Raw genomic sequence first — 13359 nt, 5'->3', positions numbered from 1 at the left:
GCGCGTCCGGTGGGCCACCCGTGACCCACCGGACGGACAAGCTCCTAGAGCCGCTGGTACTCCTCCCACGTCCGCTTCGGGCTGACCGCGGGCCCGTCGTCGGGTGCGCGGTTGGCCAGCCCGTTGTAGCCGAGGTAGTAGTCGCCCGCCTGGTTCCGGGCGCCGCTGGACAGGTCCGGGTCGGCGAGCGCGATGGCGTGGATGTGGTAGCCCCAGTCGCCCTGCGCCGGCGTGCGGACCCAGGCCGCGAAACCGACCTGCCGCATCACCCTCGCCACGTTGGTGCGCGTGGCCGCCGTCATGCCGGACACGGAGATGTCCAACGCGCCGCCGCCGTCGTGGGTGCCCGCCGATCCGGCCACGCCACCGGGGTTGTAGGAGCCCTGGGTCACGCCCAACGACACGCCCAGCAGCCGCTCGGCCTCGACCAGCATGGCCTTGGTCCGGGTGTTCATCAGCTTGCCGTGGTAGGTGACCTTGCTCCCCGCCGAGACCGGACGGGTGACCGTGTAGGTCGTCTCGCCCAGCTGTCGCAGCGAGGTGGGTCCGGGCATTCCGGAGGCGTCGAGCCCGGTGTAGCCGAGGGACCGCTGGTACGCCGCGTAGGCGCTGATGGTGCTGGTGCCGAAGTGCCCGTCCGCGAGGGACGAGGTCAACAGGCCCTTCGCGACGAGCGCCCGTTCGACCAGCAGGACGCTGGGGCCGCTGCCCGGCGTGATCGCCGAGTCGGCCCGGCGGGGATCGATCTGCGCGGCCTTCAGCACGGTTTCCATGTCGACCGTCGGCAGGGCCACGACCTGCGGCGCCGCCTGGGACACGGCGCCGGCGGGGACCGCCAGGCCGATCCACCCGATCACGACAGCGGCCACTGCGGCGCCTCTGATGCTGATCACATCCACCTCCGGTCGACGCTGGACTGAAATCGAAATCAGTCAAGCGCGAACGGTCGGTTCTTGGCAATAGTTGACTGCGGACGCTTGCAGTTGGTTAGAGATTGACCGTCGCCTCAGCGGTTCGACGACGGGAACCGCTTGCCGGCGCTGCCCAGGGCGATCAGATCGGTGTACTGGTCCTGCCACGACCGCTCGGTGGCCAGCAGGTCGGCCAGCCGCTGCACCCACGCCGCGTCGATGGGCGGGCTCGCCCCGGCCAGGTGCTGAGCGGTCTCCTCGCGTGCTTTGAGCCACCCGGCGAGCGTGGGTGCGAGTACCGGGCCATCCGCGTTTTCAGACATAGCGGAACCGTACTTCGTGTGAGGACGTGCTGGTGGAGTACAGTGCTACGGGTTGGGGCACGAGCTGTCGGCATTCGGTCGGCGCGGTCCCCGATCCAGTCCGGCCGTACTTCGGGGCCGGGGACGGGAGCACCGGCTTGTCGCCGGACCATCCGTTCACCACATCTTCTACCCCCATGGCCCGCGGGTACGCCGGACCGAACGACCACGACTCCGGCGCGCGGGACGATGTCCGCCGTCGGCGTGGTACGGCCCTGCCGGCAGGGGAGACGGGGTCTTCATGACGCAGACCAGACCTGGCCGATCACAGGGTGCCGCGGTGGGTTTCGCCGACGCGCGCGCCGCGGCCGACAGGGCCGAGACCGTCCAGCGCAGCCAGGCCGCCCGCACCGTCGCGGACAACTCGGTCGACGCGAACGACTGCCGCGAGTTGCTGCTCATGCTCGGCCTGCCCGACCCGCCGTCCGATGACGCGCCGGTCCGCACGCAGAACGAGCGGGCGCAGGACCAGCGCGCACCCGAGCACCGCGTGCCCGATTACTCGTACCAGGACGCGCCGGGCGCGTCCTACCAGGCAGGAGCACGCGAATGACCCAGGGGACCATCAAGTGGTTCAGCGGCGCCAAGGGCTTCGGCTTCATCACCCCCGAGGGTGGCGGCGCCGATCTCTTCGTGCACCACACGCAGATCCAGGACTACGGCCACAACGGCCTGGCCGACAACCAGGCGGTCCGGTTCGAGATCGGTGAGAGCGCCAAGGGCCCGCAGGCCACTTCGGTCCAGCTGGTCTGACGGTTTGACCGGCCACGGCGCCCGACGGTGACCTCACCGTCGCGCGCACCGGGTCTTCGCAGTGCCGCGGTTCGACCTCCGACTTGCCCGTGACGACGCCGTCCGGGCAGTCGGCGCGGTCCTGCGCGTCGGGCAGCGGCTCGGCCCGTTCCACCACATCGGCGTCCGCCATGCCCCGGAACTTCGCCGGCACCTCGTCGGCGTCCACGCCGATCCGGTCGCACAGCGCCTCGTCCACCAGCGCCACCCCGTCCCGGCACGGCACGTCGACCACGAGCCGGTGGGCGAAGTGCGCGGTGCGGCCGTTGAAGAACGGCTTCTTCTCCCGTCGCACCACCGAGTCCGGCAGCACGTCGTCCACCGCCTCGCGGGCCATCCGCTTGTCCCACAGCAGCTCCTCCCGCATCGACACCGGCACGCTGGTGGACAGGTCGACCAGCCGCCGGTCCAGGAACGGCACCCGCGCCTCGACGCCGCTGCCGGCCGCGTTGCGGTCCTCGTGCCGGCAGTTGTACTGCTGATCGCCGCCGGCAGGTTCAAGCCGTAGCCGTGCGACGCGAGCGCCAGTGCCACCGGGTTCACGTACCTGGTCTCCAACTCGACGGTGAACCGGAGGTACCGGTGCAAGTGTCGCAATTGGACGGTCGTGAAGTCGGGCGGGGACAGTCCTCGGACGAGCGGGTGGGCCGCCACGGCCATCAACTCGCTCGGGAGTACGGGCCGCCGACGGCGCCGGGAGCCTGGCGGGCGCGGCACCGGCGCCCGTGACGGCGCGGTGGTCCGGTTCGCCTCGTGGAGCGCGTTCCCGCTCGGTTCGCTCCCGTCGTGCTCCTGACGAGCCGCGTGCGGCGGTTGCACGACCTGGTGGAGGACGACGACACCGAGCGACCTAACTCGACCGGGTGAGTTGTCCCTCAGCGCGCATCGACCCCACCGGACGCCGGGTACCCCCTTCTGTGGAGTGTCCACGAGGGACACCCGGAGGAGGTTCGAGCGCAGATGGGCATTGGCGACAAGTTCGACGAACTGAAGAACAAGGCCAAGGACGCCCTCGGCCAGCACGGCGACAAGGCGGACGAAGGCATCGACCAGGCCGGCAAGCTCGCCGACGAACGGACCGGCGGCAAGCACTCCGAGCACATCCAGAAGGGGACGGACAAGGCCAAGGAGGGTCTGGACCGATTCCGCGAGCAGCAGTAAGCCCTCAGACCAAGGGCCGCCCTCCGGTCGAGGGCGGCCTTTCCGCGTCCTGCTCAACGGCCGCGGTGTCCTACGCGAGGCGCGACGCGAGCAGCTGCTTGCCCTGTTCGGCGCCCTTGCGGCTCTCGCCCTGGGCGCGGCGGAAGAAGTCCGCCAACTCGCTGTCGCCCGCGCGCTCGGCGTCGGCGATGTAGTTCTCCAGCCGCAGCGCGTTGCTCAGGCACGCTTCGACGAACCAGATGATGTTGTAGTCCTTGTCCTGGGTACCGGTCACCTGACCGGTTTCGGTCGTGGACACGTGACCTCCTCACTAGTAGACGCCCAGGGGATACCCGTTTTCCACGTCCTGAACGCGATCCACCCGGACGTCCCCCGCTCGGGCGCACGCATGCCTTGAGAGGCAGGACGTTCAAACCCCGGTGCCGGCTAGCCGTCGAGCTCGGCCCACACGACCTTGCCGTCGGACCTCGGCTCGGAGCCCCACGTCCGGCTCAGCGCCGCCACGATGATCAGCCCGCGCCCGCGCGCGGAGTCGACCTGCACCGGTCTGGGCTGGGGGAGCGCGGACGAGCGGTCGGACACCTCGATCCGCATGCCGGACGCCGTCGGCGTCACGGTCAGCCCCACCGGGCCGGTCGCGTGGTCCACCGCGTTGGACACCAGTTCGGTCACCACCAGGGCAGCGTCGTCGGCGACGTCGGCCGACAGCCCCCAGGCTGACGCCGCGTCACCCACCACCCGCCTGGCACGCGCCGATGAGCCCGCTGAGGCGGGCAGCGTCACGGCCACCGGCGCCGCTGGCTCGTTGCGCACATCCGCTCCCCGTTGATCGGCCGTTACCGCATCGTCGCACATCCTCCGCTCCGGGCACCGAGTGCCCGCGCCCACCGGCACTCTGGCCGCGACCGGCGGCGTGGCGGTGACCAGCGGGTCTGTCCGCGACCAGCGGCTGTGGTGCGACCGGCGGCGGCGTGGCGTGCGAGCGGTGGCCGCATGAGACGTGTCCGGTGGCCTAGGCTCGGGCACCATGGAGTTGCAGGTGCGCAGTGAGGTGCGGGGCGGCTGGACGGTCGTCGCGGTGTCGGGCGAACTGGACGCGGACACCGTTCCCGTGCTGTCCGACCGCCTCGAGGAGAGCACGGGCGACCTGGTGGTGGTGGATTTGAGCGGCGTGCCGTTCATGGACACCACGGGTCTGTCGTTGATGCTCGACTGGCACCGCCGGCTGGACGGTGCGGGCGGCGAGTTCCGGATGGCGTCCCTGCAACCGTCGGTGCACAAGCTGTTCCGGCTGACGGAGCTGACCGAGGTCATGCACATCCACGACACCGTCGAGTCGGCCATCGCGCCCGCGGCGTGATCCCCGAGAGCTTCCGGAACTCGCCCATCCCACGTGACCAGGCGTGGTTGGCGGCACTGCCTGCGGCGATCGAGGACCGGCTGGCGACCTGGGACCTCCGCCCGGACGGCCCGGCAGCGCACGGTTCCCACGCGCTGGCGATCCCGGTGACGCGGGACGGCACGCCCCTGGTGCTGCGGATGAACGCGCCGACCGAGGACGTGACCGCGCACGTAGAGGCGCTGACCTTCTGGCGGGGCCGGGGGACCGTGCTGCTGGTCGACGCCGATCCAGCCGCCGGCGCGATGCTCCTCGAACGCCTCGACATGCACCGCACCGCGCTCGACCTGCCGTCCGACGAGGCGATGGCGGTGCTCGGCGTGATCGCCCGGCGACTGGCCGTGCCCGCACCACCGACCGCCCGGTCCACCGCCGACCTGACCCGCGACCACGCCAGGAACTGGGTCGTCTTCCGCGCCGTCGACTACGGACCCGCCGCCAGCCGGGGTGGCCACCAGTCCCACAGGACCACGACGGACCGGCGGGGGCCGACGAGGCTCGATTTGACATGGGTTCGGGTGCCATAGGCTGGTCGGAGCCTGCCTCCGGTGCCCGTAAGGGCCCCATGTCAAATCGAGCCGGACAAGACCCAGCCGCCCAGATCACTCCTGCTCGTGCTCAACCCCCAGGTAGAACGCGATCAACCGAAGCAGGTGCTCGGTGTCCACCGGCTTGGTCACGTAATCCGTAGCCCCGGAGGCCAGCGACTTCTCCCGGTCCCCCTTCATGGCCTTGGCCGTCACCGCGATCACCGGCAGATCGGCGTACCGCGACATCGCCCGGATCGCCGCCATCGTCGCGTTGCCGTCCAACTCCGGCATCATGATGTCCATCAACACCAGCGTCACGTCGTCGTACTGCTCCAACGCCCGCACACCGGTGATCCCGTTGTCCGCGTAGATCACCTGCAACCCGTGCAACTCCAACACCGACGTCAACGCGAACACGTTCCGCAAGTCGTCATCGACGATCAGCACCTTCTCGCCGTGGAACCGCATGGGCGCGGGCGGCAGCTCGGACGGCGCGACCAACGACTGCGGCGCCGAGTCGGCGGGCGTCAGCAACTCCGGCAACGCCTCCGGCTCCACCACGACCGGCGGCACCAAACCCTGCTCGCTCAACGGCAGGTACAGCGTGAACGTCGACCCGACCCCCGGCTCGGACCGGACGTCCAGCCGCCCGTCCAGCAACGTCGCCAACTCCCGGCTGATCGACAGACCCAACCCGGTACCGCCGTACTTGCGCGACGTCGTGCCGTCCGCCTGCTGGAACGCCTCGAAGATCACCGACAGCTTGTCCGACGGGATGCCGATACCGGTGTCCTGCACGTCGAACGCCACCGAGCCCTCGACCACCCGGATCCGCAGCTTGATCTCGCCGTCGTGGGTGAACTTCACCGCGTTCGACAGCAGGTTCCGCAGGATCTGCTGCAACCGGTGCTCGTCGGTGTGCAGCGTGGACGGGACGTCGGGCTCCACGACGACCTCGAACGCCAACCCCTTCTCCGCCGCCAACGGCATGGTCATCGCCTCGACGTACCCGACCACGTCGGACACCCGCACCGGGTCCGTCTGCACCTGCATGTGCCCGGCCTCGACCTTGGTCAGGTCCAGGATGTCGTCGATCAGCTGCAGCAGATCGGTTCCCGACGAGTGGATGGTCTTCGCGAACTCCACCTGCTTCGGGTTCAGGTTGCCGTCCAGGTTGTCCGCCAACAACTTCGCCAGGATCAGCAGGCTGTTCAACGGCGTGCGCAACTCGTGCGACATGTTCGCCATGAACTCCGACTTGTACTTCGACGCCGACGACAGCTGCCGGGCCCGCGCCTCCAGCTCGACCGAACCGGCCCGCAGCTCCTCGGTCAGCCGCTGCGACTCCACCAGCAGGCTGTCCGTCCGCGCGTTGGCGAGCATCGTGTTCAGGTTGACGCCGATGTTCTCCTTGAGCTGGTCCAACAGGTCCAGGTGCACCTCGGTGAACTCCCCGAACGACCCCAGCTCGATCACGCCCAGCGTCTCGCCCTGGAACACGATCGGCAGGATCACCAAATTCGCGGGCGGCGCGGAGCCGAGCCCGGAACCGATCTCGATGTACCCCGGCGGCACGTCGGTGACCAGCACCGTCTTCTTCTCCACCGCGACCTGCCCGACCAGCGACTCACCGCGCATGAACCGCCTGGGCCGCCCGCCGCGCGGCACGTACCCGTACGACGCGGTCAAGTCCAAGGCGTTGGACTCGGGATCCACCAGGAAGAACGCCCCGTGCTGCGCCGACACCAGCGGCGTCAGCTCGCTGATCACCAGCGACGCCATGGCGTTGAGGTCCCGGTGGCCCTGCATCTGACCGGACAGCCTGGCCAGGTTCGTCTTCAGCCAGTCCTGCTCCTGGTTGGCGCGGGTGGACGCCCTCAGGTTGCCGATCATCCGGTTGATGTTGTCCTTGAGCTCGGCGACCTCGCCGGACGCCTCCACGGTGATCTGCCGGGTCAGGTCGCCCGCCGTCACGGCGGTGGCCACCACGGCGATCGCGCGCACCTGCCGGGTCAGGTTCCCGGCCAGCTCGTTCACGTTCTCGGTCAGCCGCTTCCAGGTGCCCGAGACACCCTCCACCTCGGCCTGACCGCCCAGCTTGCCCTCGGTGCCGACCTCGCGCGCGACACGCGTGACCTCGTCGGCGAACGACGACAGCTGGTCGACCATCGTGTTGATCGTGGTCTTCAGCTCCAGGATCTCGCCGCGCGCGTCGACGTCGATCTTCTTCGACAGGTCGCCGAGCGCCACCGCCGTCGTCACCTGGGCGATGTTGCGGACCTGCGAGGTCAGGTTGTTCGCCATGAAGTTGACGTTCTCGGTGAGGTCCTTCCACGTGCCCGCCACGTTCGGCACGCGCGCCTGACCACCGAGGATGCCCTCGGTGCCGACCTCGCGGGACACGCGGGTGACCTCGTCGGCGAACGCGCGCAGCGTGTCCACCATGCCGTTGATGGTGTCCGCGAGCGCCGCGACCTCGCCCTTGGCGTCGACCAGGATCTTCTTGGACAGGTCACCGCCCGCGACCGCCGTGGCCACCGCCGCGATCGACCGCACCTGCGTGGACAGGTTGTCGGCCATGACGTTGACGTTGTCCGTCAGGTCCTTCCACGTGCCCGCGACACCCGGCACGCGCGCTTGACCACCCAGCCGCCCGTCAGTACCCACCTCACGCGCGACACGCGTGACCTCGTCGGCGAACGACGACAGCTGGTCGACCATCGTGTTGATGGTCGACTTCAGCTCCAGGATCTCACCACGCGCATCGACTGTGATCTTCTGCGACAGGTCGCCGCCCGCGACCGCCGTAGTGACCTGCGCGATCGACCGCACCTGCGCGGTGAGGTTGTTCGCCATGAAGTTGACCGAGTCAGTCAGATCTCGCCACGTTCCCGCGACGCCCGGCACTTGGGCCTGGCCACCCAGCCGTCCGTCAGTACCCACCTCGCGCGCGACGCGTGTGACCTCGTCGGCGAACGACGACAGCTGGTCGACCATCGTGTTGATGGTGTCCTTCAACTCCAGGATCTCGCCCCGCGCGTTGACCGTGATCTTCTGCGACAGGTCGCCCCGCGCGACCGCCGTCGCGACCTGCGCGATGTTGCGGACCTGCGAGGTCAGGTTGCCCGCCATGAAGTTCACGGAATCAGTCAGGTCGCGCCACGTTCCCGCGACGCCCGGCACCTGGGCCTGACCACCCAGCCGCCCGTCACTGCCGACTTCTCGCGCGACGCGCGTGACCTCGGCCGCGAACGACGACAACTGGTCGACCATCGTGTTGATCGTGGTCTTGAGCTGCAAGATCTCGCCGCGCGCGTCCACGTCGATCTTCTGCGACAGGTCGCCCTGCGCGACCGCCGTGGTGACCTGCGCGATGTTGCGGACCTGCGACGTGAGGTTGCCCGCCATGAAGTTGACCGACAGGGTCAGATCTCGCCACGTTCCCGCGACGCCCGGCACTTGGGCCTGGCCGCCCAGCCGTCCGTCAGTACCCACCTCGCGTGCGACGCGCGTGACCTCGTCGGCGAACGACGACAGCTGGTCGACCATCGTGTTGATGGTCGACTTCAGCTCCAAGATCTCACCACGCGCATCCACGGTGATCTTCTGCGACAGGTCGCCCTGCGCGACCGCCGTCGCCACCTGCGCGATGTTGCGGACCTGCGACGTCAGGTTGTTCGCCATGAAGTTCACGTTGTCCGTGAGGTCACGCCACGTTCCCGCGACGCCGGGCACCTGCGCCTGGCCACCCAGCCGTCCGTCAGTACCCACCTCGCGTGCGACGCGCGTGACCTCGTCGGCGAACGACGACAGCTGGTCGACCATCGTGTTGACGGTGTCCTTCAGCTCCAGCATCTCGCCCGCCACCGTGACGGTGATCTTCTGCGACAGGTCGCCCTGCGCCACGGCCGTCGCCACCTGCGCGATGTCGCGGACCTGCTTGGTCAGGTTGTCGGACATGAAGTTCACCGAATCGGTGAGGTCCTTCCAGGTGCCCGCCACACCCGGCACGACCGCCACGCCGCCCAGCCGACCGTCCGTGCCGATCTCCCGCGCCACCCGGGTGACCTCGCCCGCGAACGTCCGCAGCGTCGCCGTCATCGAGTTGAAGCTCTCCACCAGCGCGGCGACCTCACCGCGGGCGTCCACCACGATCTCCTGCGACAGGTCGCCCTCCGCGACCGCGGCGAGCACGCGGCTCAGCTCGGCGGTCGGCCGGGTCAGGTCGTCGATCAGGCCGTTCACCGAGTTCGCGGCCAGCTGCCAGCCGCCGGTGCCGGTGCTGGGCGGCAGGCGTTCGCCCAGCCTGCCCTCCTGACCGACCGACTGGTGCACCCGCGCCAGCTCGCCCACCAGCCACTGGTTGCGCTCCGCGATCTCGTTGAACACCTCGGCCAGCTCGGCCGTCACACCGTCGCGCGGCACGACCAGGCGACGGCGGAAGTTGCCGTCCCTCATCTCCCGCATCGCGGTCAGCAGTCGGGCCAGGGTCACGTCCGTGTCGTCCTGGGCGGTCGTCACACGAGCCTCCGATGTCAGCGCAACTGTGCCAAGCCTGCCACTGTTGGAGGCAACTTGTCCGATAGGTTGGGTCGACCCGACACACAGGAGCCGTGATGGCCCAGGGCTACCGGCAAGGCGCCGACACGGGCCTCGACCTCGACGCGTGGCGTCGCGTGGTCGACGGCTTCCACGAAGCCGTGGTCGTGCTGGACCCGGATGGCGTCGTCCGGCTGGTCAACCCCCTCGCGACCGTGCTGTTCCCCGAGGCGCGGCCGGGTTCGCCGCTGCCCGAGGTCGACCAGGGACGGCGGCAGGACCTGGGTGGTGGCTGGGTCGCCTGGTACCGGGGTGTCGAGGACTACCTGGAGGAGGCCGCGCGGCGGTTGGCGCCGCTCACCGACCGTGCGGACGCGTTGCGCTCCGTGGTCGAGCTGGCGCCCGCCGAGCACACCGTCGTGGTGCTGCCGGGCTTGCGCGGGCGGCTGGAGTGGTGGCGTCGCACGCCCGCCGGTGACGTGGCCGTCGCCCGCACCACCAGGCAGGTCGCGGACACCGCCGACGGTTTCACCGCCGTCCTGGACCGGCTGGTCGAGCACGCCGAACTCACCGATCTGGGCGAGGGTCCTTGGGGCACGTCGGGGGTGGGCGTGGCCGTGCCGCTGACCGAGGGCGGCGCGCTGGTGTGCTTCGGCGGGGCCTGGAACGTCGACCTGCTGAAACGTTTCGCCGCACGGGCGGCGGCGGCCGTGGAGGCGAGCACGCGGTTCACCGAGCAGGAGCGGACCGTGGAGGCGCTGCGGACGAACCTGCTGCCCGCCACGTTGCCGGACGTGCCGGGCGCCCGGCTGGCGCGCGTGTACGAGCCCGCGCACCGGCGGGTGCTGCTCGGCGGCGACTTCTACGACGTCCACCCGCGTGAGGACGGCAGCGCGGCGTTCGTGCTCGGCGACGTGGCGGGCAACGGGCTGGAGGCGGCCGTGCACAGCGGCCGGGTGCGGCAGAGCCTGCACACGCTGCTGGTGGTCGAGCAGCGGCCGGCGCAGCTGTTGCAGCTGCTCAACACCGCTCTGCGGGCCGCGGGCAGCCGCCTGTTCACCACCCTCGTGGTCGGCACGATGATGCCCGTGCAGGCCGGCGGGCTGCGCCTGACCCTGGCCGCCGGCGGCCACCCCGCGCCCCTCGTGCTGCGCGGCGACGGACGGGTGGACGAGGTGGCGGTGCACGGCGGGATCGTCGGCGTGCTGCCGGAGGTGCGGTTCCACCAGACGACGGTGACCCTCGCGCCGGGGGAGACGTTGCTGCTGTACAGCGACGGGTTGACCGAGGCCCGCAAGCACGGTGACCGGCACGAGCTGTTCGGGGACGTGCGGCTCAAGGCGGCGTTGGGCGACTGCGCCGGGCTGCCCGCCGAGGCGGTGGCCGAACACCTGCGGCACGTCGTGTTCGACTGGCTCGGCGCGGCCGAACACGACGACCTGACCCTCCTGGTCCTCCAGGCCGCTCCCTAGGCTCGCCGCACCCCGGGTCTCCGGTCACCACGATTCGATGAGGGGGTCATCGTGCTCGCGCCGCCGCCATTCCCGGGTGAGGCGGCCGAGTCGGGCCGGGGAGGCCATGCCGCGCACGGCCGCGATCTTGTCGTCGCGGACCTCCAGGATCGCCACGCCCACCACCCGGTCGTCGAGCACGGCGATCACGGCGGGGGAGCCGTTGATCACGCCGGCGTGGATCGCCGGGGAGCCGCCGACCAGTTTCCGCTTCGCCGGAGTCGGCTTGAAGCCGGCTCGCGCGGCGGCGGCGATCCGCTCGGGGACCGAGTACCGCAGCAGCTTCTCAGCCAACCCGCCGGCGCCGTCGGAGATCGCGGTCGCGTCGTCGGTCAGCAACGCCACCAGCTGTTCGGTGCGGCCCGAGGAAGCGGCGTGGAGGAACGCCTCGACGATTCGGCGCGCGGCGGCGCGGTCGACTTCAGTGACGTTGCGCTCGGCGGCGACATGGCGCCGGGCCCGATGGGCGTGCTGCTGGCTCGCGGACTCGGTGATGTCGAGGATCTCGGCGATCTCGGCGTGGCTGTAGGAGAAGGCCTCGCGCAGGACGTAGACGGCCCGCTCGACCGGCGGGAGGCGTTCCATGAGCGTCAGCACTGCCAGGCTCACCGATTCGCGCTGCTCGAAGGTCTCTGCCGGGCCCAGCATCGGGTCGCCGTCGAGGAGCGGTTCGGGCAGCCAGGCGCCGACCGCGCGTTCGCGCCGCGCCTTCGCCGAGCGGAGCCGGTCGAGGGACAGGTTGGTGACCACCTTGGTCAGCCACGCCTCGGGTACCTCGATGTGCTCCCGATCGGCGGCCTGCCAGCGCAGGAACGCGTCCTGCACCGCGTCCTCGGCGTCGGCGGCCGAGCCGAGCAGACGGTATGCGAGCGAGGCCAGCCGGTCCCGGCTGGCCTCGAAACGCTCCACGGTGGCGGTGTCCATGAGCGCCACGCTAGGCGGCGACCGCCTCGGTGGAGCGGTGGGATGCGGTTGCCAAGCGGTGCTTGCGGGCGGGCATTCCGAAGGTCGGGTGGCCCATGCTCCACGCGGAGGTCCGGAGGATGGCCGCCTTGAAGCGCGCGGCCGGACGGCCGCGCAGGGCCCAGGACTTCGATCGCGCGTCGCCGTCGACCATCTGGAAGATCGCGTCCTTCCGGCCGAGGCTGATGTGGTTGCCGACGTATGCCAGCGAGGTCTTCGAGATCTTGCGACCGGTCAGGTCCCCGATGATCGCGGCCACCGCCTGCATGCCGGTGAACCCCGCAGAAGCGCAGGACATCGGTAGCGGCCGGCCGTTCTCGCCGACGGCGTGGACGCTGTCGCCGGCGGCGTAGACCTCCGGGTGCGAGACCGACCGCATCATGCGGTCGACCCTGATCCGGCCGTCGTCTTCGACATCGAGACCGCTGGCCGCGGCGATGGGGTGGACGGCGAAGCCGGCCGCCCACACGGTCGCGTCGGAAGCGAAGCCGGTGCCGTCGGCGGCGGTAGCCCCCGTCGCCTCGACGCGGTCGATGGTGGTGTGCTCGTGGACCGTGATGCCGAACCGGTCGAAGGCTCGCAGCAGGTGGCGGCGGGCCTTCGGGCCCAGCCAACCACCCAGCTCGCCGCTGGTGGCGAGGGTGACCTTGAGCCCGGGGCGGGATTCGGCGATCTCGGTGGCGACCTCGATCGCGGTCAGGTTGCCGCCGACGACCAGCACCGTCCCGTTCCCGCCCAGCTCGTCCAGGCGCCGGCGCAGGCGCAGCGCCGCCTGCCGTCCGGCGACGTGGAAGGCGTGCTCGTCCACGCCCGGAACGCCGTGGTCGGCGGCGGTGCTGCCGAGCGCGTAGAGGAGGGTGTCGTATTCGAGCCGGTCGGTGCCCTCGCCGTCGGTCACGGTGACGGTCCGGTGCTCGGCGTCGACAGCGGTGACGTGCGCCAGTCGCAGGCGGATGCCGGTGCCCGCGAACATCTCCGCCAATCCGTAGCGGCGCAGATCCCGGCCGGCGGCGAGCTGGTGCAGGCGCAGCCGCTCGACGAAGTCGGGTTCGGCGTTGACGACGGTGATCTCGAAGTCGTCGGGGTGGAGGCGGCGGGCGAGGCAGCCGGCGGCGTAGCCTCCGGCGTATCCGGCTCCGAGAACGATGATGCGGTGCTGCATGTTCTTGCTCCTGTCTCGTTCGCTCGCCC

The 13359-nt window shown here is 70.4% G+C and carries 13 protein-coding genes and 1 pseudogene; 6 read left to right on the top strand and 8 right to left on the bottom strand.

Annotated elements, in window-relative coordinates:
- Positions 1-44: 44 nt before the first annotated feature.
- Positions 45-884 (bottom strand): peptidoglycan-binding domain-containing protein, encoded by an 840-nt coding sequence (locus tag FM051_RS34620; RefSeq protein WP_158851081.1) that lies wholly within the window; start codon positions 882-884, stop codon positions 45-47.
- A 122-nt stretch (positions 885-1006) separates the two neighbouring features.
- Positions 1007-1234 (bottom strand): hypothetical protein, encoded by a 228-nt coding sequence (locus FM051_RS34615; RefSeq protein WP_158850862.1) that lies wholly within the window; start codon positions 1232-1234, stop codon positions 1007-1009.
- A 319-nt stretch (positions 1235-1553) separates the two neighbouring features.
- Here FM051_RS34615 and FM051_RS34610 point away from each other — a divergent pair, with 319 nt between their 5' ends.
- Complete coding sequence (locus FM051_RS34610) at positions 1554-1826, top strand: hypothetical protein (RefSeq protein WP_158850860.1); 273 nt, start codon at positions 1554-1556, stop codon at positions 1824-1826.
- Positions 1823-2026 (top strand): cold-shock protein, encoded by a 204-nt coding sequence (locus FM051_RS34605; RefSeq protein WP_158850858.1) that lies wholly within the window; start codon positions 1823-1825, stop codon positions 2024-2026. The genes FM051_RS34610 and FM051_RS34605 overlap by 4 nt, the downstream gene beginning before the upstream one ends.
- 346 nt (positions 2027-2372) lie before the next feature.
- Here FM051_RS34605 and FM051_RS54130 read toward each other — a convergent pair.
- Positions 2373-2486 (bottom strand): annotated as a pseudogene (locus FM051_RS54130) (asparagine synthase-related protein); the annotation flags it as partial.
- Between the two features lie 539 nt (positions 2487-3025).
- Here FM051_RS54130 and FM051_RS34595 point away from each other — a divergent pair.
- Positions 3026-3226 carry an antitoxin gene (locus tag FM051_RS34595; RefSeq protein WP_158850856.1) on the top strand — a complete coding sequence of 67 codons (201 nt, stop codon included), beginning with the start codon at positions 3026-3028 and terminating at the stop codon, positions 3224-3226.
- Positions 3227-3296: 70 nt separating this feature from the next.
- On the opposite strand, the gene FM051_RS34590 is transcribed toward FM051_RS34595, so the two are convergent.
- Positions 3297-3524 (bottom strand): hypothetical protein, encoded by a 228-nt coding sequence (locus FM051_RS34590; RefSeq protein WP_158850854.1) that lies wholly within the window; start codon positions 3522-3524, stop codon positions 3297-3299.
- A gap of 128 nt (positions 3525-3652) precedes the next feature.
- On the bottom strand, positions 3653-4039 hold the full coding sequence (locus FM051_RS34585) for an ATP-binding protein (RefSeq protein WP_158850852.1): 387 nt from the start codon (positions 4037-4039) through the stop codon (positions 3653-3655).
- A gap of 214 nt (positions 4040-4253) precedes the next feature.
- On the opposite strand from FM051_RS34585, the gene FM051_RS34580 reads away from it, so the two are divergent.
- Together FM051_RS34580 and FM051_RS34575 are read left to right on the top strand one after the other, a co-directional pair.
- Entirely contained in the window at positions 4254-4586 is a 333-nt protein-coding gene (locus FM051_RS34580) for an STAS domain-containing protein (RefSeq protein ID WP_158850850.1), read from the top strand.
- Complete coding sequence (locus FM051_RS34575) at positions 4583-5152, top strand: aminoglycoside phosphotransferase family protein (RefSeq protein WP_158850848.1); 570 nt, start codon at positions 4583-4585, stop codon at positions 5150-5152. The genes FM051_RS34580 and FM051_RS34575 overlap by 4 nt, the downstream gene beginning before the upstream one ends.
- Before the next feature lie 75 nt (positions 5153-5227).
- On the opposite strand, the gene FM051_RS34570 is transcribed toward FM051_RS34575, so the two are convergent.
- Positions 5228-9676 (bottom strand): HAMP domain-containing protein, encoded by a 4449-nt coding sequence (locus FM051_RS34570; RefSeq protein WP_158850846.1) that lies wholly within the window; start codon positions 9674-9676, stop codon positions 5228-5230.
- A gap of 95 nt (positions 9677-9771) precedes the next feature.
- Between FM051_RS34570 and FM051_RS34565 the strand changes: the two genes are divergently transcribed.
- Complete coding sequence (locus tag FM051_RS34565; RefSeq protein WP_158850844.1) at positions 9772-11166, top strand: PP2C family protein-serine/threonine phosphatase; 1395 nt, start codon at positions 9772-9774, stop codon at positions 11164-11166.
- Between the two features lie 24 nt (positions 11167-11190).
- Here FM051_RS34565 and sigJ read toward each other — a convergent pair whose 3' ends face one another.
- Together sigJ and FM051_RS34555 are read right to left on the bottom strand one after the other, a co-directional pair.
- A complete protein-coding gene (gene sigJ, locus FM051_RS34560) occupies positions 11191-12129 on the bottom strand; it encodes an RNA polymerase sigma factor SigJ (RefSeq protein ID WP_158850842.1) in 939 nt (312 codons plus the stop codon).
- Between the two features lie 10 nt (positions 12130-12139).
- A complete protein-coding gene (locus FM051_RS34555) occupies positions 12140-13330 on the bottom strand; it encodes an NAD(P)/FAD-dependent oxidoreductase (RefSeq protein WP_158850840.1) in 1191 nt (396 codons plus the stop codon).
- Between the last annotated feature and the right edge of the window lie 29 nt (positions 13331-13359).

Source organism: Saccharothrix deserti (genome assembly GCF_009769385.1).
Taxonomy (GTDB): Bacteria; Actinomycetota; Actinomycetes; order Mycobacteriales; family Pseudonocardiaceae; genus Actinosynnema; species Actinosynnema deserti.
Note: the sequence above shows the minus strand (reverse complement) of the source record. Positions and strands in the feature narration are given on the sequence as shown.